At 58.4% G+C, this 22,609-nt stretch carries 24 protein-coding genes and 1 pseudogene; 15 read left to right on the top strand and 10 right to left on the bottom strand.

Going from position 1 to position 22,609, the window contains the following annotated elements; genetic code table 11:
* Positions 1 to 12: 12 nt before the first annotated feature.
* The 5 genes from ACODR6_RS22950 to ACODR6_RS22930 form a co-directional block, all read right to left on the bottom strand.
* On the bottom strand, positions 13 to 480 hold the full coding sequence (locus ACODR6_RS22950; protein ID WP_203431269.1) for a hypothetical protein: 468 nt from the start codon (positions 478 to 480) through the stop codon (positions 13 to 15).
* The gene (locus tag ACODR6_RS22945) at positions 470 to 787 is read right to left on the bottom strand and encodes a hypothetical protein (protein ID WP_199629745.1); all 318 of its coding nucleotides are present in this window, start codon (positions 785 to 787) and stop codon (positions 470 to 472) included. The genes ACODR6_RS22950 and ACODR6_RS22945 overlap by 11 nt, the downstream gene beginning before the upstream one ends.
* A gap of 210 nt (positions 788 to 997) precedes the next feature.
* Complete coding sequence (locus tag ACODR6_RS22940; protein ID WP_203431268.1) at positions 998 to 1,366, bottom strand: hypothetical protein; 369 nt, start codon at positions 1,364 to 1,366, stop codon at positions 998 to 1,000.
* Positions 1,367 to 2,159: 793 nt separating this feature from the next.
* Positions 2,160 to 2,351, bottom strand: coding sequence for a CsbD family protein (locus ACODR6_RS22935; protein WP_199629743.1), 192 nt, complete (start codon positions 2,349 to 2,351; stop codon positions 2,160 to 2,162).
* A gap of 247 nt (positions 2,352 to 2,598) precedes the next feature.
* Positions 2,599 to 3,468: an SDR family oxidoreductase gene (locus tag ACODR6_RS22930; RefSeq protein ID WP_203431267.1), complete on the bottom strand. Its 870-nt coding sequence runs from the start codon at positions 3,466 to 3,468 to the stop codon at positions 2,599 to 2,601.
* A gap of 101 nt (positions 3,469 to 3,569) precedes the next feature.
* Here ACODR6_RS22930 and ACODR6_RS22925 point away from each other — a divergent pair, with 101 nt between their 5' ends.
* Positions 3,570 to 4,463, top strand: a complete 894-nt coding sequence (locus ACODR6_RS22925) for a LysR family transcriptional regulator (RefSeq protein ID WP_203431266.1) — start codon at positions 3,570 to 3,572, stop codon at positions 4,461 to 4,463.
* 526 nt (positions 4,464 to 4,989) lie between these two features.
* Here the strand turns inward: ACODR6_RS22925 and groL are convergent.
* Complete coding sequence (gene groL, locus ACODR6_RS22920; protein ID WP_112719010.1) at positions 4,990 to 6,618, bottom strand: chaperonin GroEL; 1,629 nt, start codon at positions 6,616 to 6,618, stop codon at positions 4,990 to 4,992.
* A 59-nt stretch (positions 6,619 to 6,677) separates the two neighbouring features.
* A complete protein-coding gene (gene groES / locus ACODR6_RS22915) occupies positions 6,678 to 6,992 on the bottom strand; it encodes a co-chaperone GroES (protein ID WP_203431265.1) in 315 nt (104 codons plus the stop codon).
* Between the two features lie 273 nt (positions 6,993 to 7,265).
* Here groES and ACODR6_RS22910 point away from each other — a divergent pair, with 273 nt between their 5' ends.
* The 10 genes and pseudogenes from ACODR6_RS22910 to ACODR6_RS22865 all read left to right on the top strand — a co-directional run bounded on the left by ACODR6_RS22910 (position 7,266) and on the right by ACODR6_RS22865 (position 12,486).
* Positions 7,266 to 7,538 carry an usg protein gene (locus ACODR6_RS22910; RefSeq protein ID WP_199629739.1) on the top strand — a complete coding sequence of 91 codons (273 nt, stop codon included), beginning with the start codon at positions 7,266 to 7,268 and terminating at the stop codon, positions 7,536 to 7,538.
* A gap of 136 nt (positions 7,539 to 7,674) precedes the next feature.
* Positions 7,675 to 7,859 (top strand): annotated as a pseudogene (locus ACODR6_RS22905) (hypothetical protein); the annotation flags it as partial.
* A 302-nt stretch (positions 7,860 to 8,161) separates the two neighbouring features.
* A complete protein-coding gene (locus ACODR6_RS22900; protein ID WP_203431636.1) occupies positions 8,162 to 8,635 on the top strand; it encodes an Hsp20 family protein in 474 nt (157 codons plus the stop codon).
* Between the two features lie 73 nt (positions 8,636 to 8,708).
* Entirely contained in the window at positions 8,709 to 9,008 is a 300-nt protein-coding gene (locus ACODR6_RS22895) for a DUF982 domain-containing protein (RefSeq protein WP_148194588.1), read from the top strand.
* Between the two features lie 12 nt (positions 9,009 to 9,020).
* Positions 9,021 to 9,296 carry a hypothetical protein gene (locus ACODR6_RS22890; RefSeq protein WP_210341253.1) on the top strand — a complete coding sequence of 92 codons (276 nt, stop codon included), beginning with the start codon at positions 9,021 to 9,023 and terminating at the stop codon, positions 9,294 to 9,296.
* Between the two features lie 752 nt (positions 9,297 to 10,048).
* Positions 10,049 to 10,258 (top strand): cold-shock protein, encoded by a 210-nt coding sequence (locus ACODR6_RS22885; protein ID WP_162708743.1) that lies wholly within the window; start codon positions 10,049 to 10,051, stop codon positions 10,256 to 10,258.
* 121 nt (positions 10,259 to 10,379) lie between these two features.
* Positions 10,380 to 10,607, top strand: a complete 228-nt coding sequence (locus ACODR6_RS22880; RefSeq protein ID WP_203431635.1) for a hypothetical protein — start codon at positions 10,380 to 10,382, stop codon at positions 10,605 to 10,607.
* 27 nt (positions 10,608 to 10,634) lie between these two features.
* Positions 10,635 to 11,015, top strand: coding sequence for a DUF6481 family protein (locus ACODR6_RS22875; protein WP_112719003.1), 381 nt, complete (start codon positions 10,635 to 10,637; stop codon positions 11,013 to 11,015).
* A gap of 66 nt (positions 11,016 to 11,081) precedes the next feature.
* Complete coding sequence (locus tag ACODR6_RS22870) at positions 11,082 to 11,357, top strand: hypothetical protein (protein WP_112719002.1); 276 nt, start codon at positions 11,082 to 11,084, stop codon at positions 11,355 to 11,357.
* Between the two features lie 136 nt (positions 11,358 to 11,493).
* Positions 11,494 to 12,486 (top strand): sensor histidine kinase, encoded by a 993-nt coding sequence (locus tag ACODR6_RS22865; protein WP_203431264.1) that lies wholly within the window; start codon positions 11,494 to 11,496, stop codon positions 12,484 to 12,486.
* Positions 12,487 to 12,621: 135 nt separating this feature from the next.
* Here the strand turns inward: ACODR6_RS22865 and ACODR6_RS22860 are convergent, their stop codons facing one another.
* The gene (locus ACODR6_RS22860) at positions 12,622 to 13,620 is read right to left on the bottom strand and encodes a sensor histidine kinase (RefSeq protein WP_203431263.1); all 999 of its coding nucleotides are present in this window, start codon (positions 13,618 to 13,620) and stop codon (positions 12,622 to 12,624) included.
* Positions 13,621 to 13,778: 158 nt separating this feature from the next.
* On the opposite strand from ACODR6_RS22860, the gene ACODR6_RS22855 reads away from it, so the two are divergent.
* The 4 genes from ACODR6_RS22855 to ACODR6_RS22840 all read left to right on the top strand — a co-directional run bounded on the left by ACODR6_RS22855 (position 13,779) and on the right by ACODR6_RS22840 (position 19,522).
* Positions 13,779 to 16,898 carry a response regulator gene (locus ACODR6_RS22855; RefSeq protein WP_203431634.1) on the top strand — a complete coding sequence of 1,040 codons (3,120 nt, stop codon included), beginning with the start codon at positions 13,779 to 13,781 and terminating at the stop codon, positions 16,896 to 16,898.
* 425 nt (positions 16,899 to 17,323) lie between these two features.
* A complete protein-coding gene (locus tag ACODR6_RS22850) occupies positions 17,324 to 17,716 on the top strand; it encodes a hypothetical protein (RefSeq protein WP_246777682.1) in 393 nt (130 codons plus the stop codon).
* A 260-nt stretch (positions 17,717 to 17,976) separates the two neighbouring features.
* Entirely contained in the window at positions 17,977 to 18,903 is a 927-nt protein-coding gene (locus tag ACODR6_RS22845) for an SDR family NAD(P)-dependent oxidoreductase (protein ID WP_489024629.1), read from the top strand.
* Between the two features lie 73 nt (positions 18,904 to 18,976).
* Entirely contained in the window at positions 18,977 to 19,522 is a 546-nt protein-coding gene (locus ACODR6_RS22840; RefSeq protein ID WP_203431262.1) for a response regulator transcription factor, read from the top strand.
* 250 nt (positions 19,523 to 19,772) lie between these two features.
* On the opposite strand, the gene ACODR6_RS22835 is transcribed toward ACODR6_RS22840, so the two are convergent.
* Both ACODR6_RS22835 and ACODR6_RS22830 read right to left on the bottom strand, forming a co-directional pair.
* The gene (locus tag ACODR6_RS22835; protein ID WP_246777767.1) at positions 19,773 to 21,593 is read right to left on the bottom strand and encodes an ABC transporter ATP-binding protein/permease; all 1,821 of its coding nucleotides are present in this window, start codon (positions 21,591 to 21,593) and stop codon (positions 19,773 to 19,775) included.
* A 499-nt stretch (positions 21,594 to 22,092) separates the two neighbouring features.
* Positions 22,093 to 22,536 (bottom strand): PRC-barrel domain-containing protein, encoded by a 444-nt coding sequence (locus tag ACODR6_RS22830; RefSeq protein ID WP_199629738.1) that lies wholly within the window; start codon positions 22,534 to 22,536, stop codon positions 22,093 to 22,095.
* Positions 22,537 to 22,609 lie beyond the last annotated feature (73 nt).

The raw sequence follows: 22,609 nt of genomic DNA, 5'->3' as shown, positions 1-22,609 counted from the left end.
TGCCGGTGTCGCTCATCGCGACATATTCCCCAGGTAAAGGCTCGCGCCTTTCTTTCCGCACTTGCAGCGCATGGCTTTCGCGAGCGCTCCCATGGTGACATCCTTCCCGAACCTTCGCTGGATCTCCCAGCGGCTCACCGGCTTGCGGCGTTTGCATGCCAAGCACTGAGCAAAAATGGTGTTGTACTCTGCCAGCTCGCCGATCGTCCTATCATCATCGGCCTTCGGCTCTTCCTTCAGCAGGACTGTGCCGGCTCCAGCATACGAGAGCTTGCAGGTCTCATTGATCGGCGCGTTCGGTCCGCGCGTGCAGCCGAACCGCGAAGCCAGATGGTAACGAAGGCTCGGCATGCTCTGATCACCGGATTCGGCCAGAAGATCGTCTGCCGATGCCGCGCCGGCCCTTTCGCATTTGATGCAAAGGAACTCGACGGTCCGGCCGGCATATTCAGACAGCCAGTAGGCGCCATTACGAGGCACCGAGCCGCTCCAGGCGCCAGCCGCCGGCAGGGGGCTTTCCACCTCTCATCGCAACACGGTAGTCAGCTTCGATGATCGCTTCCTCTTTGGCTGCGGTAACGCTTTCGGCCCAGCGAGTGATCCGGAATTTGCCGACCCGGAATATGTACCGCTTCAGGTTTTTGCGTTTGCCAGCCGTGTAGCCCGCCTGGAAGATGGTCCAGGCTGCGTGGACGTCCGTGCGTTCCCTGAATTCGGGTGTCTGGGCGTTCCACCATTCGTCGAAAGCCTTGCGAAACTGCGTCTTAGGTTGCGGTTTGTCGAGCACGTCAATCCCCGTGCTCGCAGGCAGGCCCAGACAAGCGAGCAAAGCCCTTGCCCGTTGCGGCCCCCGCAAGGGTCGATTGAATGCGCAGATGCCAACAGTTATCGAGCAGCGCCTGGATAGCTGCTATTGCGTCGCCGTCAAGCCAAGCGTGAGCCGCGGCGGACTCGTCGGAAGCGGACGGCCTTGGCGGATTTTTTATAACATGAGACATCAAATAGGTTCCTGGTTGGCCTGATGCGCTCTGATCCGAACGTAGGCGCCGCCGATAGCGTCATCGATGTCGCCTTGCCACGGAAACCAAGCTGCCTTCGAGAACCGGTCCGGGTTATAAAGCCGGTGGCCGCCGCAAGCCTGCTTAGCCGCTTCGTCGATCGCCACTTCTATTTCGCCATACGGCCCAGCGTCGGGCATCGCATAGGCGCAAGCCACGGCAAAACGCAGACTGCTGATCGCACGCGTGCCAACCATCCGAATGAGGTCGGGGTGGACATCGGCTGCGCTCACCTCGCCAGCGGGTGTCATATACATATCGACACCGTTATCCTGTGCAGCGGCATGGTCTATCGATCGCGCAAACATGCTCGTTCTCCGTGGTTCGAATTGTGAGGTAGGCGGCCGCATCGCCAAGATTGTTCCTATTATGTTCCGATGGCGTCGAGAGTCAATATCGATCTCGTGCTCGACCTAAACAAAGCTTTGGCTGGCGATCTTGTGAGCCGAGACAACGGTTAAACTTTTGTCGAGGGTAGCAGGTGCGCTGCGCGAGCTTGACCTGGCGGTGTGGCACTTCGGGCAGGGAAGCCACGCAGATCGTCAGTTGGGATCGGGAAGGGTCACAGATTATCTGGGAGGATCGAAAGGCGATGTGGCAGTTCAGCAAGCGGGTGAACTCGATAGCAGGAGTGCGGCGCATCCCTGCCTCCTCACGCATATTGGCAGGGTGGCTGCCAGAACTCCGTGTCAAAGAGGATGAAAGACAGCGGGCCGAACAAAGTTCAACGGTTCGCGATGATGATCAAGCTACCTGCCTCGTCTCGATGAAGTAGTAAGTCCGGCTGTCGATGCCGACATGGCGTTCCCCGCTGAGGCACGCGAGGCCAGCCCTGCCGGTCTCCGCGGCAAGCATGCGGCATCGCGGTCGATCACACACCCTGAATTTGCACTTCCTCCTGCTCCAATCGCGGTTGTCACATCTAACCGCGGGTGTCGCTGGCCGTCGTCAGCGTAGGCTGCCGCATAGAGAGGAAGCTCTGGGTCACTTGCGCTTATCGTTTTGTGACGGGGATCTTCGCGGGCCGCGATCCAACTGAAAAGTAGACAACAAAAAGGCGCGCCGACTTGGCGCGCCTCTAAACGCTTCGAGCCTTCAAAATCAGGCGCGATCGACGATGTTCTTCACAGCATCCTTCGCCTGACCCTTCGCCTGCTGCGCATCGCCGTTGGCTTCCTGCGCAAGACCCTTGGCCTGCATTTCCCTGTCGTTGATGGCTTTTCCAACAGCCTGCTTGGCCTGGCCTGCCAGTTCGTTTGCCTTGCCAGAAATCTTGTCGCTGGTGCTACCCATTTGAAATTCTCCTCAGAGACATAAGCGTCTCGGCCAAGAAACGGCGCATGCGGTGTTTGGTTCCACGCTGCCAGAAACGCCACCAAACCCGCAAGCGCGCCGCAAGTTGCATTGGATCGGCTGATTGCTTGAGCCTTGAGGCGCCAGCGGTTGCCGGCAGTCGTTCGGAGCGTCACTGCGGCTGCGCTCCAGCAGGCGAAATGCAGCTATTTCGCTGCATTTCGACAGGCCGACCCCCAATCAGCTCTCAATGCATGGCTGCCAGCGATGTTGCCGTCTCACGATAGCCGTGCAGCGGTCGCCCGAGCATCGTTATCAGCCGCTCCACGTCACCTTGTTCAGGGATCATGCCGTGGCTCACGTAGCGTTCGGCCATAAGCCGCATTTCATAGGCGGTCCATTTCGGCATGAATGTTGCCATGGTCTGCTCGAAGCCGCTCGGGTCGTCGCCGCCGTAGACGATAGGCCGGCCGAGAACGTCGGACCAGATATCGGCAACACTTTGGCCGGTGAGCGTGTCCGGTCCGACCAGATTGATCGTCACCAGTGGAAGTTTGCCGGTGGCCATGTCGCGACGGATGAGTTCGATGGCTGCCACCTCGGCGATATCGCGCGCGTCGACCATCGCAACGCCCTTTGACCCGATCGGCATTGGATAGACGCTGTGGTTGATGACAACGTCCTTGATCATGATCTCATTGTCGATGAAGTAGCTCGGGCGCAGGATCGTCGCGCTGAAACCCATCTCTTTCAACATTTGCTCGGCGCCGGCCTTCACCGCGAAGTGCGGGACATTGACGGCGCGATGCGCGTCGAAGACCGACAAATAGACGACGCGTTCGACACCGGCTTCTCTGGCGATGTTCAGTGTGATGATCGCCTGGGTGAATTCGTCGCCTGTGACCGCGTTCAGGAGGAACAACGTTCGCACGCCCTTAAAAGCGTTGCGAAGAGCGTCGAGGTCGAGAATCTCGCCTTCTGCGACTTCGACCTCCATTGGAAAGTCGGCCTTTGACGCGTCACGGGTGAGAATCCTGACGGTGGCTTTGCGAGCCACGAGCTGATTGACGACATGCCGACCGACACGACCCGTTGCACCGATTACGAGGATTGTCATGGAAGTTCTCCTTGCGTTGTTGACAACCCGAATATGAATGGATCACTGATGACCCACTAGACGGGAATTTTGGACCAAATGTCTCGCAGGTGGAACAGCTGATGGATCTTCTCGGGCTTGCCGATTTCGTTCTTGTTGCCAGGCATGGCGGTTTTGGTCGCGCAGCGCGCGCGACCGGACGCCCCAAAGCAACGCTCTCGCGACGCGTCAGCGACCTCGAAGCCAGCCTCGGACTGCGCCTTGTTGAACGCGGTGCAAGGACGCTGAAGCTCACGGAGGAGGGGAGGGCACTGCACCACCGTGCCGGGGCACTTCTCATGGAATTGGACGAGACGGCGTCGGCAATTGCAGCTGGGGGCGAGCGACCGCGCGGGAGGCTGCGGATCAGCGCTCCGTTGCTGTTTTCCCAGATGGCGATGGGAAAGCTGGCATCGAGTTTTGCGCTGCAATATCCCGATGTGCGGCTCGACGTCACGACTGAAGACCGGGCAGTGGACATGGTTGAGGAGGGCTATGATCTGGTCATTCGGGTAAACCCGGACGCGGACAACGCCCTCGTCGGCAGGGCCTTCCTTCGCGACCGGCTTGTCATCGTCGCGCCGTTGTCGCTGCAAGCGCCACCGGAAGGCACCAACGTGCCTGTGGTCGTGCGCGGCCCGCCGGGGCCGCCTGATACTTGGCACGTGAACCGCAACGGTTCGGCATTTACGATAGGTGCGGAGCCGATCCTTGGACTGACGTCTTTGTTGAATGTGCGCGATGCTGTGCGAATGGGCGTGGGTGCTGCCCGCCTGCCGATTTCGCTGGTAAGTGGCGATATTGCCGCTGGGAGGCTCTCGTTATGGGGCGATGTGCAAGGATCGGATATCAGGCTTTGGGCTCTTTATCCTTCGAGACGACTGCTTAGCGCGCGCGTCTCAGCGTTCCTCGATCACCTGAGGGAAGCGTTTCCGGACGGATCACCGGAAGCGCTTTCGGCTTACATCGACTGCTGATCGACAAGGGTAAAGAGCGTTTCAGGAGCTCGGCGACCACCATATTGGCGAAAACGATGCGCGGCTCGTCTCGGTCGCAGAAGCCAGCCGGCTATCGCTATTGCGCCGAGCGGCTTTAACATTGGTCCGCGCCGGCGTATCCGACGAGGAAGAAGCGCGCCGATTTCCGGTTCGGGGAGATGGGCATGACGTAAACCCGTTCGGGATCGATCCGGACAGGCGGTACCACCAGTGCCCGAGCCGGCGGCTAGCGCTGCCGGCTCGGAGCTTTGCCCTATACAGCTTGGTCTGCTTCCATGGCCGCAGCCATGAGCTGATCGCGCTCGCGAAGTCCTTTGTTGAAAAGTCGGGCGACGGCAACCGTTAGCTTTGCAACGGCACCCGGGTCATTTGCGATGCCCTTTGCACGGACGACCTCCCTGACCACCCCGGCGCATAGACGTGCATCGTCTCTTGAAATCGGTTCTATCATGACAACCGCTCGCTAGTACCCGCCCCTGGGAAGGGGCGGGCTGGCCTTTGGAGACTAGAAATCCATGCCGCCACCGGCGGGCAGAGCAGGCGCGGCTTCCTTTCTGGGCTTTTCAGCGATCATCGCTTCTGTTGTTACCAGAAGTCCTGCAACCGAAGCCGCATCCTGGAGTGCGGTGCGAACAACCTTGGCGGGGTCGATGACACCTTGCGCGTAAAGGTCGCCATATTCGCCGGTTTGAGCGTTCCAACCGAACGACGGCTCGTTCTTTTCACGCAGCTTGCCAACCACGATCGAGCCTTCGGCACCGGCGTTTTCGGCTATCTGCCGTACGGGGGCCTCGATCGCCCGGCGAACGATGTCAATCCCGACCCGCTGATCGTCGTTGGCCGTGGGCAGACCCTCAAGCGCCTTTGCCGCGCGCAGCAGCGCAACGCCGCCGCCGGGCAGAATGCCTTCCTCGACCGCCGCGCGCGTTGCATGTAAGGCATCGTCCACTCGGTCCTTCTTTTCCTTCACCTCGACCTCCGTCGAGCCTCCGACACGGATGACAGCGACGCCACCCGCGAGTTTTGCCAGGCGCTCCTGCAGCTTTTCGCGGTCGTAATCGGATGTCGTCTCCTCGATCTGCGCGCGGATCTGGGCGACGCGGCCATCGATCTCGGACTTCGAGCCGACGCCATCGATGATGGTCGTGTTTTCCTTCTCGATCGCCACCTTCTTGGCTCGGCCGAGCATGTCGAGCGTGACGTTTTCAAGCTTGATGCCGAGGTCTTCGGAAATGACAGTGCCGCCTGTGAGGATGGCAATGTCTTCAAGCATCGCCTTGCGGCGATCGCCAAAGCCTGGCGCCTTGACGGCAGCAATTTTGAGCCCGCCACGCAGCTTGTTGACGACGAGTGTCGCAAGTGCCTCGCCTTCGACGTCTTCGGCAATGATCAGCAACGGTTTGCCGGACTGAACGACCGCTTCCAGGACTGGCAGGAGAGCCTGTAGATTCGAGAGCTTCTTCTCATGGATGAGGATATAGGGATCCTCCAGCTCGACGCGCATCTTGTCCTGATTGGTGACGAAATACGGGCTGAGGTAACCGCGATCGAACTGCATGCCTTCGACCACTTCGAGCTCGGTCTCGGCGGTCTTGGCCTCCTCGACGGTAATGACGCCCTCATTGCCGACTTTCTCCATCGCCTCGGCGAGGTACTGGCCGATCTCGGCGTCGCCGTTCGCAGAAATGGTGCCGACCTGAGCGATTTCGGAATTGCTGGTGATTTTGCGGGCGTTGACCTTCAGCTCCTTGACCACGGCGTCGACGGCAAGATCGATGCCGCGCTTGAGATCCATCGGGTTCAAACCCGACGCCACAGCCTTGGCGCCTTCCTTGACGATTGCCTGCGCAAGCACTGTTGCTGTGGTCGTGCCGTCGCCGGCCAGATCATTGGTCTTCGACGCCACCTCGCGCAACATCTGTGCGCCCATGTTCTCGAACTTGTCTTCGAGCTCGATTTCCTTGGCCACCGAAACGCCGTCCTTGGTAATGCGCGGGGCGCCGTAGGACTTGTCGATAACCACATTGCGACCTTTAGGGCCGAGCGTCACCTTGACGGCGTTGGCAAGAATATCGACCCCACGCAACATGCGCTCACGGGCATCGGTATTGAATTTGACTTCTTTCGCAGCCATGTCTTCACTCCTTCAATAGGCAGCTTTTTGACTGATATCGTTCGCCTGACAGCCAGCGGTCAGGCGGCTTTCTTCTGTTCGACCTCGGCCTCGATAACGCCAAGAACGTCGCTTTCCTTCATGATCAGCAGGTCTTCGCCGTTGATCTTGATCTCGGTACCCGACCATTTGCCAAACAGGATGCGATCACCCGCCTTGACGTCGAGCGCCTGAACCTCGCCCGCGTCATTGCGCGCGCCGCCGCCGACGGCAACAACCTCGCCCTCTTGGGGTTTTTCCTTGGCGGTATCGGGTATGATGATGCCGCCTTTGGTTTTTTCCTGGCTCTCGATGCGGCGCACGAGAATGCGATCATGAAGCGGTCGGAACGACATGTTTTCCTCCATTGAGCAAAAATAATGACGTTGAACCCGGACCGGACCGGATGACAGTCAGGGCGGGTGCGAACCTCAACCCGAGCGTTCGCGCGAAAAATTTATTTTCGAGATTTTTTGATTTCAAGTAGGTGGCGACAAAAAATTAGCACTCACCCCACGTGGCTGCTAACAAAATGAAATCTAACGATAAAATATGGATTATGGGTGAGGTGCGTTGATCGCGGCGCCGTTTTGCGCCACCATGATCACGCAGAAAAATGGAGCTTCGCTATGCAGTTTTCATCGGATCTGGACCGCCAGCTCAATGGTTACGGGCTAACCACCGCACACATCCTCTATCGTATCCCCGACTTTGTGTCCGTCCTGCAGACCTACGTCTGGCAAGACTATGATCAGGCTCCCGACTTTCCGGTGATGCGCAGGTTCCTTCATTTCTGGGAGGCATCGCTCGATGGAGCGCTGCATTCGGTCCGTTACAGCCATCAGAGGCTGGTCGGGCCAAACGAATGGCGGCGCGTTGATGGCGAGTTCAAGCTAAACTGACCCTGAAAGAGCTTTGCTGCTCATTCTAGCTCGTGTGCGACCCAACTGCAGGGCCCGCTAGCGATCGGTCGTTGCTTGGCTTTGGTCGTCCTGAAATCCTGTATGGAATGCGCGTCCCTGCTGGCAAACCTCGGTTCTTGTGGGCAGTTCAGAGACCATCGGCACCGCGGTGAATGCTCAGTGACGCCTCAAAGCCTGCCATCTTGACGCGCCCTGGCTTCCCTCGCACATCGAGCAGCGTGAAGAGCGGCTCGTACGCCAGGGCAACGATCAGGTCGATGTTTTGCCAATGCGGCGCAAGGCTCGCTCGACGCTACCATCCTTTAAAACAATCCGCACAAGGCCGCTTCAGTGCCGCAACGCTCTCTGACATTGGTCGTGACGGACACATCCGCGGCGCAGGGACGCACGCACAGAAACTATAAATTGCCGATGGTGGGCATTCCGGGAAAGAGCCAATCTCATGCGGAACCTTAAATCGCAAATTTTCTTTTTTGCCGGTCTTGAAACCGCAAATCTTGAAACCAAATCGTTTTGCGCCAGCTGCTGGAACGGAGCTGGCCTTGCTAGGGGCGCCACTTAGAGCGCTCCCGTACCCATGTTGCTTCAAGGAGGATATGGCTATGGCAACATCTTACGACTACGCACCGTTGTTCCGATCGACCGTCGGCTTTGACCGGCTTTTCGATCTTCTTGAAAACGCCCAGCGCGCCCGCTCGACGAGCGATTGGCCACCTTATGATATCGTCAAGACCGGCGATGACAGCTACCGTATCTCGATTGCGGTTGCCGCCTTTGCAGACGGCGATCTCGATATCACCTTCCAGTCAAATCTCCTGACGGTGACTGGCAAGAAGCAGGAAGGCTCTGGCGAAGCCTACCTTCATCGCGGGATCTCCGGCCGATCCTTTGAGCATCGTTTCGAGCTTGCTGACCATGTCAGGGTGGACGGCGCCGATTTGAGCAATGGTCTATTGTCGATTGATCTTGTTCGAGAAATCCCGGAGGCGCTGAAACCGCGCAAGATTGCAATCGAGAGTTCACCTGCTTCGAACACACGCGGCCGCCCTCAGATCGAAGGGCAGAAGGCGGCGTGATCAAGCCCGCTTGGAAAGCAGGCGCCACCGCGGTGGCGCCTCTCAACGCAAAGGGTTTGGAAGGAGACGAACAATGAAACCCGATATGTTTAGACAGCCGATCACGATCTTGGTCGGCTTGGGCTTTCCCGCCGAAATACGCGGCGCGATGGATGCTTACCGCTACCTTGCTGAGTGGCCCGCCTCGTTCAGAGATACGGCTCACTCCGTTGCTCTGAAGGCGTGTCAAGCGGTCCTTCGCGGTGAGATCGAGGCCGAGACCGCCCGTGGTCTGTTCACGGCATTTGCGGAGAAACATGATCTGATGGCGCCCGAAGCCTCGGCGATTGCAGCATTGCGCAGGCGCGGCGATCGCGATCCGCATGTTCAGTGAGGTGTTGCCGTGATGAACACAGTCTTGCAGCAGGCAGTCGACAATGTCGTGTCGATGGGACCGGCAGTATTGATGCAGGGCATGCAACTCGCCCGTCCGATGGATGTCGTAAGATCCCACTCGCTTTCGCTCGATGACAGGCGCACCATCCTTGCGGCCTGGGCCTCAGATCTCTACGCGGTGGTTTCGAAACCGGCTCTCCGGCACTTGCCCGGAACGCCTGAACCAGTATCGATCGACGAGATCCAGTCAGCGCTCAAGGAACTTGACCGCCAGGACGGATCATGAGGTGCAGTCAGCCGCGAAACGCGTCAAGCCGCTGACAGAGGGTTCATTCCCTCATTGCGACGCCCAGATCGCCACGTGTCGCGAAAGGCGTGCCACGGTGAGAGCGTCAAAGGTATACGAAAACAGCTGGCGCGGCATTGCGCCAGCCGGGTGTCTCCGAGATGGTCGGAACATGTTGTGTTTGCTGCCGGCAGGGGACGGTATCTTCTGCGATCGCGTTGCGCCGAACCTGCGGGACACATCCCGGGGGGCGCATTGTCATGATCCAGCCGCGCCAGTCTCAGGCGCCGCGATACGGCGATGGCCTTTCAAGCCCGCTTGCGTCTGAAGATCAGATGACGATTGGGCCACCACTGGATCGGGCGAATAAGCCCTGGGTAAGTCTTCCGCATGAAGGTCATGCTTGATCATCATCGCCGTACCGTCACACCTTGAACCGTCGAGCATCACTTGGCCAGGCCAAGCCAGCGGAATTGCGGACGCTCAAACGAACTGTCCCCCGGCCACGGCCCGCTCGCATGGCTGCCACGCATGCAATCTGAAGATGCAATGCAGTTAAATCGAGAACTAAACGTTGACGCGATGCGTTCCTTGCTCTATCTATTGGTTCATCGATCTTTTGCTTGCCGAGCTTTGTTCACCGCGCGATTTGCAACGCGCCCTAAGCGAACTTTTCTTTCAAAAATAGTCGGTTTTCACCTGCGCGGCATCGGCTTCGCAGTTCTTCACTCTATGCTTTGAAAGGGTTTATCATGACCACTGGCACCGTAAAATGGTTCAACACCACCAAAGGCTTCGGCTTCATCCAGCCTGACAATGGCGACGCTGACGCGTTCGTCCATATCTCGGCAGTCGAGCGCGCGGGAATGCGCGAGCTGGTCGAAGGCCAGAAGATCGGCTTCGAGCTGGAGCGCGACAGGAAGTCGGGCAAGATGTCGGCCGTCAATCTTCAGGCCGCGTGAATTGAAACATGCTTCCCTTTGACCACGGATGTACTGGCACTGCCGGAAGCTGTTTCGTTGAGGCCGGGCGTCACGCCTGGCCTTTTTATTTTCGGCGGAGCGCCGGATGATCGAGGTTCTAATGACAGAAACATACAGTAAGTCCCGCCAGCGCGCTGAAAATGCCTTTAGTGCCGTGCAGACGCAGGCCCAGTTCTTCGCCAAGAACCATGCGGCAGAGGAACTGGAAGCCGTCGCTCAGGCAAGGGACGCAAAGACGCAGAGGCTGAGAGAGGCCCGTCTTGCCAAAGAGTCTGAAGAGCGCATGGCGGCTACCGCGGTTAACACCGCAGGTGTGAAGTCGCGCTGATTTTCTACGAAGAGACATGAGACCAGAATGAAGAACGCCAAGAATACAGACATCGTCGATCGCCGGGCTGCATCCGCCGCCGCGAAGACAGATCTTCTCAATGCCTATCGCGCAGCCCAGGCTGCGGCAGCACCTTCCAAGCTCGAAAGGCAGGCCGAACGAATGGCTGTCGCGACTGCGCGCGAAGAGCGGCGCGTCGAACGGGAGCGCCTCAAGCTTGAGGAACAGGAGCGGACCAGGAACGAGATGGCAGCGCATCAGGCCGCACTCGAGGCTGCAGCTGTTGCCGAAAACCAGGCGAAAGAAGCCGCCGAAAACGCGCGCATCGCGCGGGTGATCGAAGACGAGGCCGCACGAAAGGCTGAGCGCGACCGGCGTTACGCCAACCGCAAGGCAAGGCAGGCCTAGTTTTCGGACCCGCCCGGACCATCAGCGCGCGGCGTCATGCTTGGCCCATCAACCGAAAGGCAACCTATGGCACCGGACACGAACGAACTTCAGGCAATCAACACCGCCTGGCAGATAGCTATTCAGGAGATCTTGCGGATGGTCATCCGCGATATGTACCGAGCCGGCGGCGAGTCCCACTTCAAGGAACAAATCGCGCGCATCGAAGAAGCCGCGGTCGACAGCATTCATACCGATCTCAGGCTGAGAGGAACGAATGAGTGGACGGAAGTTCTCGTCAAAGAACGGGCAAGCAATTTCGTGACCACACTGCTCACCTCATTTACTTACGACCGTGCCTGAACGTGGAGCAGAACCAGGCGATTTTTTTGTGCGGGCGCGATGCGTTGATTGAACTTTTTTATGGCTCGCGAGGTTGATCTGTCAGGCGACTGCCTAAATCACGGTAGCGCAATTCATAAAAGGTCATCGGTCGTCCATGGAAGAGCACAGCGCAGAACGCCTTGCAGCCATTGTAGAATCGTCGTTCGACGCCATCATCAGCAAGGATCTTTCAGGCATTATCGTAAGCTGGAACAAGGCTGCCGAAGGCATGTTCGGTTATACGGAAAGTGAGGCCATTGGAAAGCCGATTTATCTCATAATCCCCGATGACAGGCGCGATGAGGAAGCCGATATTCTGCGTCGGCTGAAGCTGGGGGAGCGGATAGAGCCCTTTCAAACGACGCGACGCTCCCGAGACGGACGGATCGTGCCGATTTCCATTACAATCTCGCCGATCAAAAGCCGCGACGGTATACTTGTCGGTGCATCGAGTATCGCGCGGGACATTTCAGAAACGCGCGAGACCGACCGGCGGCTTCGCCTGCTCATGCGGGAAATCAATCATCGCGTCAAAAATCAGTATGCCGTCGTTCTTGCTGTCATAAGGCAGACGGCGACACGCTCGCGGTCGATCGAAGATTTCGAGAAACGGGTTCGAGAGCGCATTATGGCGCTATCGCATTCTCATGACCTGCTCTCCCATGTTGACTGGGCTGGTGTCAGCCTTGCTGATCTCGTGACGCATCAGCTCAAGTCCTTTGAGGATCTGCAACCAGTCCAGGTGGCCGGGCCCGAGATAGTGCTGGACGCCAATGCCGTTCTCAATCTCGGCATGGCCTTTCACGAACTGATCATGAATGCGATGCGTTTCGGGGTAACGGATGCCGGAAGCATATCTGTGAGATGGTGCCTGATCGGTTCTGAAGGTGGGGATGTTCTCGAACTCGTTTGGTCCGAGCCGGCAGCGGCCTATGCTGATCTGCTCGCGCAAGAAGAGGGCTTCGGAGCTCTCGTTCTCGCCAAGCTGGTGCCCTCGGCTCTGTCTGGTCAGGCGGAATGGAGTTTCACCGACGGGCTGATTGTTTGGAAGCTTAAGGCGCCGCTGGCACGAATCCAGATTGGGCTGGGTTCGCCGGCACATCTGTAATGATCGTTGGCGCGATCGAGCGATGGTTCGTGCGGGACAGCTGGTGGTCTCGCAGACAGTCAACATAGTCGTCACGAGCCGATAGCGACGAAATCCGGATCCATCTTCAAAAAGGACGCGAACGGGGCTGCCGGGCTACACCGTGAGGTGAGCTTCTCTCATCCTCAGCGTTACCACGACACCCCCCTCTATCCAGTTGTAGTCGATCGAACCAGCAAGTTGACCGGAAATGGTTCGCTGCAGGAGCTTGCTGCCATATCCCTCTGCCGACACCGGTGTCGAGGTTCGATTAGCTCCGCTTTCCGTCCAGACGATTTCGACCTCGTCATCGTTGACGCGGCCGGATATGTCCAGCAAGCCGGCATCATTCGACAGCGCGCCGTATTTTAGGGAATTTGTTGCCAGCTCATGAACGACAAGGGCAAGGCTTGTCGCGGCCTTTTCCCCGATGCCCATGCGCGGGACAGCCACACGGATGCGTCCCGCAAAGGCACCGACATCGTCATAGGGCGCCAAGATTACGCTGAACAGATCCCCCAGCAGAGCCGCGTTGCCCTGCCCATTCGGCAGAGGCCGAACGAGCTCGTGGGCTCGGCCAAGCGCAGTCAGGCGTTGTGTCAGCTGCTTTGCCATCTCCTCCTTGGTCTCGGCGGACCGCGACGTAATGTTCGTCAGACCGGCTGCTAGGGCCAGCAAGTTCTTCACGCGATGGCTCATCTCGCCCGCGAGAAGCTCATGACCCTCCTCGGCCTGCTTGCGACCTGTCACGTCCAGAAAGATGCCAGTCATTTTCTTCGTGGCGGCATCGCCGTCGTTCCCCTGGCCCCTAGCGGAAATCCATCGGACATCGGATGCATCGGTCAGAATGCGGAAATCAATTTCAAAGGCACCGTCGATGGCACGGGTCGCTACGAAGGCAGCTCTGACCCGATCGCGGTCGGCGGGATGGACCTTGGCGGAAAGGTGTTCGAAGGTAAGTTGCTCTGTTGCAGCGATGTCCCAGAGCTCGTAGGCCTTGGCATCCATAACGAACGTGTCATCATCCACCATCCAGCTCCAGAGTGCGACGCCGGCCGACTTGATCGCCAGCCTGAGTTCATTCGCGCTCCATTCCGGCTGCGACCCTTCACCCATCTTAGATCTCTTCCTGCAAAAAAACGTGGCCTTCAGAACTAGCGGGCTGGACAAGCGTTATCAATGGCCTAAGTCGGTCCTGCAATAGTCTGCCGGGAAATGTGATGAATACACAAGCTCTTGACCGATACTCGGACATATTCGTCGGTGACGGCGAAATGGCGCGAATGATGCGCCAGCATGATTGGGCGAGTAGCTCGCTTGGACCGCCCGACCAATGGCCGGAAGCGCTGAAGGTCGCCTTGCGGTTATTGCTGACGTCGAAGTTCGAGATGTGGCTCGGCTGGGGACCTGAGATCGCATTCTTCTATAATGATGCCTACCGGCCAACGCTTGGAAACAAGCATCCCAATTCGCTTGCCGTCCCCACTAAAATTCTCTGGGCGGAGATCTGGGACGATATCAAAGGGCGCCTGGAGACCGTTTATGAGACCGGGCAGTCGACCTGGGACCGCGCTTTGTTGCTTCTGCTCGAACGCAGCGGTTATTCTGAAGAAACCTATCACACGTTCTCCTACAGCCCGTTAATTGGCGACAGCGGCAAGGTTGAGGGTGTGTTTTGCGCGGTGGCCGAGGAGACCGAGAGGGTCATCGGCGAAAGGCGTATCTCGACGATGCGAGCGCTGGCTTCGGGACTTGCAGCTGCCGACACTCAGCGAGAGGTCGTCGAAGCGTCCTTCTCCGCTCTCGCAGGAAATCTTCAGGATCTTCCGTTTAGTGCGCTTTACTTGTTCGATGAGCATGGCAACGCCAGACGGCAATGGATAAGTGGCGGGTCGGATGACAATCCTTTATTGCCCTGCATCGTCACGGGCAGTTCCGGGCTTTGGAATTTAAAACGCGCTTGGACAGATCAAGTGGTGGATCTGGTTGACCTGGCAGAAGCCGATAGTGTTCCATCCGGACCATGGCCAAGGGCGCCCGAGAAGGCGGCTATCGTCCCCCTGATCGGACAGGGCGGGGACAATCCCAAGGGCGTACTCATCAGCGGCCTCAACTATCACCGCGCGATCAGCGACGAGTATGTCGACTTCCTGAAGCTCATCGCGGGGCAGATTGCGTCTCGCCTGGCAAGCGCCGAAGCCTTCGAAACCGAGCGCCGGCGAGCGGAAGCTCTCAGCGAGGCAGCTCAGATGAGGGAGCAGGCGGCAATCGCTCTTGAGCTGCTTAATCGCCAGCTGTCGTCGGAAGTCGAGCTTCGCACCGCCGAGAGAGACCGGATGCGAGAGCTGTTCCAGCAGGCGCCAAGCTTCATGTGCATTTTAAGCGGAGCGGATCACGTCTTCGAACTTGTCAATGATGCTTACCTGCAATTGGTTGGCCCCCGGCAGCTTCTCGGCTTGAGTGTCAAAGACGCGCTTCCAGAGGTTGCTGGACAGGGCTTCATTGAGCTGCTGGATAGCGTGTTCCAGTCGGGCAAGCCCTATATCGGTCGGAACCTGCAGGTATTTTTGCAGCGAGAGGGCGACAAGGAGCCGGACGAACGTTTCATCAACCTGATCTATCAGCCGATTGTTGGGACGGATGGCCAGGTCACAGGGATATTTGTTGATGGCTTCGACGTAACGCACCAGAAGAGGGCGGAGGATCAGCTCCAGAGCCTCAACCATACTCTTGAACAGCGGGTTGAGCAGCGTACGCACGAACTTCGAACCGCACTGCTACAGCTTGAAAAAGAAACCGTGGAACGCGAAACTGCGCAGATGGCCTTGCGGCAGGCGCAAAAGATGGAGGCTCTTGGAAATCTCACGGGCGGTGTTGCGCACGACTTCAACAATCTCTTGCAGGTTGTAAGCGGAAACCTTCAGCTCCTCTCCAAGGATGTCGACGGAAACGCGAGGGCGCAGCAGCGTCTGGAAAACGCCTTGTCCGGCGTTGCCCGAGGCGCGAAATTGGCATCCCAACTCCTGGCATTCGGTCGCCGCCAGCCGCTTGAACCGAAGGTCATCAACTGCCGCAAGTTAATCCAGAACATGGACGACATGCTGCGGCGCGCGCTGGGCGAGGAGGTCGAGCTCGAGACCATCGTTTCTGGTGGCTTGTGGAACACCTTAATTGATCCGGGTCAGCTTGAGAACGCGATTCTCAATCTGGCAATCAATGCCAGGGATGCCATGGATGGGCGCGGACGCCTGACAATCGAAACAGCGAACGCGGTGCTTGATGACGATTACGCCCGTGCGCAGGAAGACGTCCGGCCCGGCCAATATGTACTGGTGGCGGTAACAGATACAGGATCGGGGATCGCCGATGATATCATCGACCATGTGCTTGAACCGTTCTTCAGCACAAAGTCAGAAGGCAAGGGAAGCGGCCTTGGATTATCCATGGTTTACGGCTTCCTGAAGCAATCTGGTGGCCATCTCAAGATTTACACCGAAGTCGGTCATGGTACGACGATCAAGCTCTATATGCCGCGAACGATGCAGGTCGAGGACGGCGTGGCGAACCTGAGTGCCATGCCGGTTGAGGGAGGCACCGAGACCATTCTTGTGGTCGAAGACGACGAGGCTGTGCGGGAGACTTCCGTCGCTCTTCTAACCGATCTCGGTTATCGCGTTCTCAAGGCGCATGACGCCCAGTCGGCGTTTGCCATCGTCAATAGCGGGATGCTGATCGATTTGCTGTTCACCGACGTCGTAATGCCGGGGCCAATGCGCAGCACAGAACTCGCCCGCAGGGCAAAGGCAATGTTGCCTGGTCTGGCAGTGCTTTACACCTCAGGATACACGGAAAATTCCATCGTCCACGGTGGCCGGCTGGATGCCGGCGTCGAACTTCTGTCAAAGCCCTACACCCGCGAGGCTCTTGCTCGGAAAATACGACATGTCCTTAGTAATGCCCGCCAGCACCTGATCGCTGTCGAGCGGATCGAACGGCTGGAGCAAACGCCTGTACACGGCGAACCGGATCAAGAGGCGGGAGCGACGAGGGTCCTTGTGGTCGAAGATGAGCCGCTGATCCTGATGGCGACCGTCGACATGATTAGCGAGCTCGGCCATACCGTTCATGAAGCCGGCTCGGCTGAAGATGCGCTCGCCGTTTTAGAAGAGGAACAGATCGATATTTTGGTGACTGATGTCGGGCTTCCCGGGATGGCAGGGACGGATCTGGCCAAACGTGTCCGAGAGCGATGGCCAACAGTGCGGATTGTCTTTGCGAGCGGCGACGACAGCGCCAGGGCGGCCTCCGGCATCGAGGATGCATTTCAGCTGGCGAAGCCATTCACGATCGATGGCTTGGCCCTCGTCCTGTCGAAATGTTTGGCCCTCCCGTGATGTCTCGACGACGGATGGTGGCGTCGTGAGGATCGGCGTCGGCGCGCGTGCATGGCCAAATGCATCGCGTATCGGCGCGCAAGATCGTCATGATGAGCGTCTGACAAGTGGACAGGACACCACCGGCAATCACCGCTGGTAACCGTCAGCCCAGCGGATCCCGTGCGAGCATGCTCTGGCGACGAGTTGACGCCGCTTTCCCTGTGCTGGGTCAGAGACCGCGGCGGGCGAGATTTGTCCTGGAAAGGGCGCCGACATCTTTGAGAGCGCAGGTCATGTCTCGATCGCCGTCCGCGGCTTCGACGAGCGGCTCACTGCAAGCGTAGCTTATCCGACAGTCAAACCTCGAGACGTCTTGGTCTGGAGGAAAGATTGCCTGAGCGATCGCAGGGCGGTGGTCGTCCATCCCAAGCATCATTCAATCGGTGCGACCCACCCCGGACCTTGGTCTGACCGGCGACCGCATTTGGAACAAACAGTCGCCGATCGAATTATCTGTTGGCAGAAACAAGCCTAAGGCACTGGAATTTCAAGGGAATGCTGTGCTGGGTTATCGCTCAAGAGGAGGATTGGATATGGAAGATCGCGGGCCGACAGTTATTAACACAGGCGGTGGCAACGGTGGCTGGGCGGTTGCTGTTGTCCTTGCAGTTGTCGCCATCGGCGCTCTGCTGCTGTTCACCGGAGTAATCGATATTCACGGCGGAAAGGGTGGCGGCGGCACGAGCGTTACTGTCAATGCTCCTGCAGTCGAGGCGCCTGCCGCGGAGAAGCCCGCAGCCTCGCCGGAAAAGCCGGCCGCGCCTGCCGCTCAGTAACGCTGACGATCGACCGGTCCGGCGTCCTCTGGACCGGTCAAAACCTCGTGCGCGAGAATGATGGGACGGCTGACAATCACGGGACGTCGAAGTTTCTGGGACGCTCCATGCCCGTCACCGTAGGGAGCACATATGCAGCAGCGATCGCCGCCATAAGCACTGCGATGGCCGTGCACACCAACGATAGCTTCGTCTTCAGCCTCATAACAGCATTACAAACGAAGACGCCGCCGCCGGGTTCCTTCGTAAGACATCTTTGATTGGTTGCGACGCATAGCAGCCGCTCGCATGACAGATCAATTTCCGATCATGAGACGAAGGGACGTCAGGTCAGGCGTACCAACCGTCAAGTCAATAATTCTGTGTGGCTGGTCGATCCGCGCACTTTCCTTAACCGTATAGCGCATATCGAGAAGGCCTCCGTCGATGAGACCATCGAGCACCGCGAGACATCGGCGACCTTACATGCAGTGAGAGGGCAATCCGTGTTTTCCATGCGTTCGCTTCCCGAAGGATATGCTTCGATTGTCATAGGCGCTTCGGGAGGAATTGGTTCTGCAATTGCCGAAGCGATCCGTCAGGATCCGAGGGCTGGCGAAATCGTCAGGTTGTCTCGATCGGATGATGGGCTGGAAGTCGAGAAGGAGTGGACGGTAAAAGCGCATGCCGCCACCCTCGGCGCACGGACATTCCACCTGATAATCTGCGCCACAGGAGCTCTCACCATCGATGGCCACGGTCCGGAAAAGGCCATCCGGCAGATCGATCATGACGTTATGGCAAAGCAGTTCTCGACCAACGCCATCGGGCCAGCCATTGTGCTCAAACACTTTATGCCGCTGCTGCCGCGAAAGGAACGCTCTCTCTTTGTCGTGCTCTCTGCGAGGGTCGGATCGATCGGCGACAACAGACTGGGCGGATGGATCTCGTATCGAAGCGCAAAGGCAGCCCTCAATCAGATAGTCAAAACGACGTCTATCGAACTGTCGCGGACGAAGCCACATGCCATCCTCGTCGCTATCCACCCCGGTACTGTCGCCACGACACTGACGGAGCCATTTTCGGGCGGCCACGCGCGACAAGCGCCGGATCGAGCCTCAAGGCTGATACTTCAGACCGCAGACGGTCTCACGTCTGCACAAAATGGTGGGTTCTTCGCCTATGACGGCAGCGCGATTGCCTGGTAGATGCTTTTGCGGCGATGCGATCCGGGAGGGTGATCTCACCGTAATAGCGGGGTAACTGAAACGGAGGGTTAGGATGGCCCAAGCCGAGGAACCGAAGGCACGTTTTCTGATCGTCGACGATGATAAGGTCTTCGCGCAGAGGCTTGCACTTGCTCTGTCCAACCGAGGCTTCCGTGCCGCGACCGCTACGTGTCTCGATGCTGCTTACGCCGCCTTGTCCGCCCGTGATTTCGACGTCCTGATCACCGATTTGCGGATCGGTGATGAAAGCGGCCTCGACTTGGTCACGGCGATGCAAAGAGAATTCCCCTTCTCGAAAATCCTGGTCCTGACCGGTTATGGAAGTGTTCCGGCTGCCGTGACTGCCGTCAAGCTGGGCGCGACTGAATTTTTGAGCAAGCCGGCGGATGCCGATGAGATCCTCGAAGTTCTGGGTTTCACCAGACCGACTGCAGAGCGCACTGACGTCCCGCTGACCTCGCCGCAACTGATGCGCTGGGAACACATCAACAGTGTCTTCGAGGCGACGGGAAAAAACGTCTCGATGACCGCCAGGCAATTGAACATGCATCGCCGTACGCTGCAGCGCCTGCTGGCGAGAGGGCGGCCGCAGAACTGATCTAAGGACGATCTCGAACGTAACAGCAAAGTCCGCCGAGCCGCCAACGGCGGATACGCGCGTTTGCGCGATGCGTCGCTCGTGCTGCGACGCGGGACCGGCCGCTCCGCCCTCCTGCGGCCGGTCCCCCTTGCTGCCGCGAATGCAGGGGCCGTGTGGCGGAATCGATCCCTGGCAGTTTGCTTTTGATGGCACCCGCGCGCTCCCGGCTGGCTTTGCGATGCCGGCACATGCGGTTAAGCTTCGCTGCCTAAGGGACCTTCTTCAGTTTGCGAGAATATTTGGTGAGCTTGGTCAGGACGTTGCGTTGTTTTCGGTAGGGTGCTAGGTCGACGTCGCTGACGAGCCTCGCTCCGCCTTCCCGCTTCTCAAGCGTGATCTTACGGCTATGGAAGGCCTCCAGTTCGGCGCGGTGGGCAACGCTTACGATTGTTGCGTCCGGCAGCTCGTCGATCAGCATTTCCATGATCTTGTCCTGTGTCTTTTCGTCAAGCGCCGAGGTTGCCTCATCAAGCACGATAATGTCGGGGTCGTTGAGCAGCAGGCGCGCGAAGGCTAGTCGCTGCTTTTCGCCGCCGGACAAGGTGTGGTCCCACGGAGCATCTTCTTCGATTTTCTCGATCAAATGACCCAGTCCGACTTTCTCTAGAGCGGTTTGCAATTCGTCTTCCGTATGGCTGTCCGCGGGCTGCGGGTAGGATACGGCACGTCGGAGCGTGCCCGAGGGGATGTAAGGCCGCTGCGGCAACATGAATAGCTGCTTGCCGGGATGGAAATTGACGCTGCCTCCGCCCCACGGCCACAGGCCTGCGATCGCTCGCACCAGGGTGCTTTTTCCTGATCCCGACTCTCCGGCGACCAGCACGCGTTCACCCGGTCCGACTTCGACCTGCGTCTCTTTGACGACAGCGGTCCCGTCTCCGAGCGCGACCGAGACGTCGTTCAAGCTGAGCATGGTCTCGCCTTCTGTCTCGCCGCGCTTGATCCGATCCAGGGATTGGCTCTTTTCAGCGTTTTCCAACCCGTCCAGCGACATCATCAACGACGCCACGCGCCGGGCACTGGCGTTCCAGTCGGCAAGCCGCGGGTAGTTGTCGACCAGCCACCCAAACGCACTTTGGACGATGGTGAAGGCCGACGCTGCCTGCATGACCTGCCCAAGCGTCATGCTGCCATCGAGAAATTTGGGTGCACACAGCAGCACCGGGACCACCGGCGCGATCAGCATGGAGCCGTGCGAAACAAGCGTTGTGCGCATATGCTGATGGGCGAGCAGCCGCCACTGTTGGCGCACATTGGCGAATGTTTTGTCGAGATCGTTGCGCTCTTCTTCCTCGCCACCCAAAAGGGCTATACTCTCACCATTCTCGCGTACACGGGTCAGGGTATACCTAAATTCCGCTTCGACCTGATTTTTTGCTTCGGAGACACGAACGAACCGCCTTCCTATAAATGTGATCGAACCGGAAGTTACGAGCGCGTAGATAACCGCTGTCACGACGAGAAAGCCCGGAATCGTGATGGTCATCCCCGCAATAGGCAGGCGCAGGGCGCCGCCTATCGTCCATAGCACGACGATAAAGGTGGACGCCGAGACGAACGCAGCGATCACGCCGGCGACAAAGTCGACGGGGGATTCGGTAGCGATGCGCATATCTTCCGATAGCCGCGCTTCCGGGTTCTGGTGATCGCCGCCGATAAGATTGAGCTGGTAATAGCGCCCGTTTGCCAACCAGCGAGCAATCAGCGCTTTCGTAAGCCAGGATCGCCAGCGTCGCTGTATGAGCATGCGCACGTAAACCTGGATGGTGACGACTGCGACGCACCCCAGAACGAGCGGCGGAAACACCGCCCCAAGAAAGTAGACTGTCGACGCATTGCGCTGCTCAATGGCGTCGAAGAGGCCACGGTTCCAGACATTGATCCCATACTGGAAGGCAACGTTGATGGCTATGAGGAGGAGGAGACCAATCGATGAGGCCCAGGCCAGCCGGTCTCCGTTGCGACCCCAGTACTCGCGGCCACTGATCCAGAAACGCCGAAGCAGATACGCCTTGCGCGCGTCTTCCATCTGCTCGGGGGTCAAACGGGTTTCAGCCTCATGCGCTTCTTTGGCCGGCGTTTTATCCAATGTCGATCCCTCCCGTTTGGTCGATGCTCAGGCTCGGGTGCGGTCCGAGCCAGCTCCCTAGCGAAATGCACCGTCTGTCGTCGCTGCGACGTCCCGCAGCATATCAAAAGTGCGAAATGCCTGCATAAAGATGTGGTTGTATTAGGCTCGGCCGGTCACGCACACGCCACAGGGTCTTTGAGCCTAGGCCGATCCAACGGCCGCTAGCGGCTATAAGCGGTCTGGCAATCCTGTGTTGCGATATCCCAATGCGGCCGTGTTTGGTGGGGAACCCGCGGCTTAAATGCCAATAAGGGCGCGCCTTCGAACCTATTGCGAGCCCTTTTCATTATTCCTTTACCATTTTCCCGCAACTCTAATAGCGTCACGGGGTTGAGATATCGTGGCGCTATTCGGGGCACGCCTGATTTTCGCGTAGCGTGCCCCACTTCCTAAAACATCACTTTTTCAGCTTCGAATAGTCGAACTTCGGAGCCTTGGACAGATCGTCCTTGTTGGTGTCCACGTAAGCCTTCCAAGTGCCGTTATCGTCTGCCAGGGCCAGCGATGCCGGATCGATGACGATGTAGCTTTCACCAATGCCGAGAAAACCACCGACGCTCGCCACCACGCCAATTACCGATTTGCCGTCACCAATGACGATATCGGAAATTTCGCCGACGTCCTCGTTCGCCTTGTTGTAGATCTCCACGCCGATCAGTTTGGACGTTACAATGTCGGCATCTTTGATCTCGACATATTTCAGCGGCGTGGTCGCCGCCTTGCCCATGGTGATGCCAGGGCCAGCCATCATCGCATCCGCGCCCGGGGCAACGGTCTGCTGCGCGAAGGCGGCGCCTGCGGAGAGGATCGAGAGGGCGGCGGCGATAGGGATAAGCTTCATGAACACTCCTATGAAAACTGCGCTCAGGTCGACGCCTGGCGCCCATAAACGGTGTTCCGTCGGAAAGAGTTCC

The organism is Rhizobium sp. FG96, from assembly GCF_057808655.1.
Note: the sequence above shows the minus strand (reverse complement) of the source record. Positions and strands in the feature narration are given on the sequence as shown.

What these genes read in the sequence shown, in the direction of transcription:
- ACODR6_RS22940 (WP_203431268.1), bottom strand. Translation starts at nt 1,366, where the DNA reads ATGTTTGCGCGATCGATAGACCATGCCGCTGCACAGGATAACGGTGTC.
- ACODR6_RS22935 (WP_199629743.1), bottom strand. Translation starts at nt 2,351, where the DNA reads ATGGGTAGCACCAGCGACAAGATTTCTGGCAAGGCAAACGAACTGGCA.
- ACODR6_RS22930 (WP_203431267.1), bottom strand. Translation starts at nt 3,468, where the DNA reads ATGACAATCCTCGTAATCGGTGCAACGGGTCGTGTCGGTCGGCATGTC.
- ACODR6_RS22925 (WP_203431266.1), top strand. Translation starts at nt 3,570, where the DNA reads ATGGATCTTCTCGGGCTTGCCGATTTCGTTCTTGTTGCCAGGCATGGC.
- groL (WP_112719010.1), bottom strand. Translation starts at nt 6,618, where the DNA reads ATGGCTGCGAAAGAAGTCAAATTCAATACCGATGCCCGTGAGCGCATG.
- groES (WP_203431265.1), bottom strand. Translation starts at nt 6,992, where the DNA reads ATGTCGTTCCGACCGCTTCATGATCGCATTCTCGTGCGCCGCATCGAG.
- ACODR6_RS22910 (WP_199629739.1), top strand. Translation starts at nt 7,266, where the DNA reads ATGCAGTTTTCATCGGATCTGGACCGCCAGCTCAATGGTTACGGGCTA.
- ACODR6_RS22900 (WP_203431636.1), top strand. Translation starts at nt 8,162, where the DNA reads ATGGCAACATCTTACGACTACGCACCGTTGTTCCGATCGACCGTCGGC.
- ACODR6_RS22895 (WP_148194588.1), top strand. Translation starts at nt 8,709, where the DNA reads ATGAAACCCGATATGTTTAGACAGCCGATCACGATCTTGGTCGGCTTG.
- ACODR6_RS22890 (WP_210341253.1), top strand. Translation starts at nt 9,021, where the DNA reads ATGAACACAGTCTTGCAGCAGGCAGTCGACAATGTCGTGTCGATGGGA.
- ACODR6_RS22885 (WP_162708743.1), top strand. Translation starts at nt 10,049, where the DNA reads ATGACCACTGGCACCGTAAAATGGTTCAACACCACCAAAGGCTTCGGC.
- ACODR6_RS22880 (WP_203431635.1), top strand. Translation starts at nt 10,380, where the DNA reads ATGACAGAAACATACAGTAAGTCCCGCCAGCGCGCTGAAAATGCCTTT.
- ACODR6_RS22875 (WP_112719003.1), top strand. Translation starts at nt 10,635, where the DNA reads ATGAAGAACGCCAAGAATACAGACATCGTCGATCGCCGGGCTGCATCC.
- ACODR6_RS22870 (WP_112719002.1), top strand. Translation starts at nt 11,082, where the DNA reads ATGGCACCGGACACGAACGAACTTCAGGCAATCAACACCGCCTGGCAG.
- ACODR6_RS22865 (WP_203431264.1), top strand. Translation starts at nt 11,494, where the DNA reads ATGGAAGAGCACAGCGCAGAACGCCTTGCAGCCATTGTAGAATCGTCG.
- ACODR6_RS22860 (WP_203431263.1), bottom strand. Translation starts at nt 13,620, where the DNA reads ATGGGTGAAGGGTCGCAGCCGGAATGGAGCGCGAATGAACTCAGGCTG.
- ACODR6_RS22855 (WP_203431634.1), top strand. Translation starts at nt 13,779, where the DNA reads ATGGCGCGAATGATGCGCCAGCATGATTGGGCGAGTAGCTCGCTTGGA.
- ACODR6_RS22840 (WP_203431262.1), top strand. Translation starts at nt 18,977, where the DNA reads ATGGCCCAAGCCGAGGAACCGAAGGCACGTTTTCTGATCGTCGACGAT.
- ACODR6_RS22835 (WP_246777767.1), bottom strand. Translation starts at nt 21,593, where the DNA reads ATGGAAGACGCGCGCAAGGCGTATCTGCTTCGGCGTTTCTGGATCAGT.
- ACODR6_RS22830 (WP_199629738.1), bottom strand. Translation starts at nt 22,536, where the DNA reads ATGAAGCTTATCCCTATCGCCGCCGCCCTCTCGATCCTCTCCGCAGGC.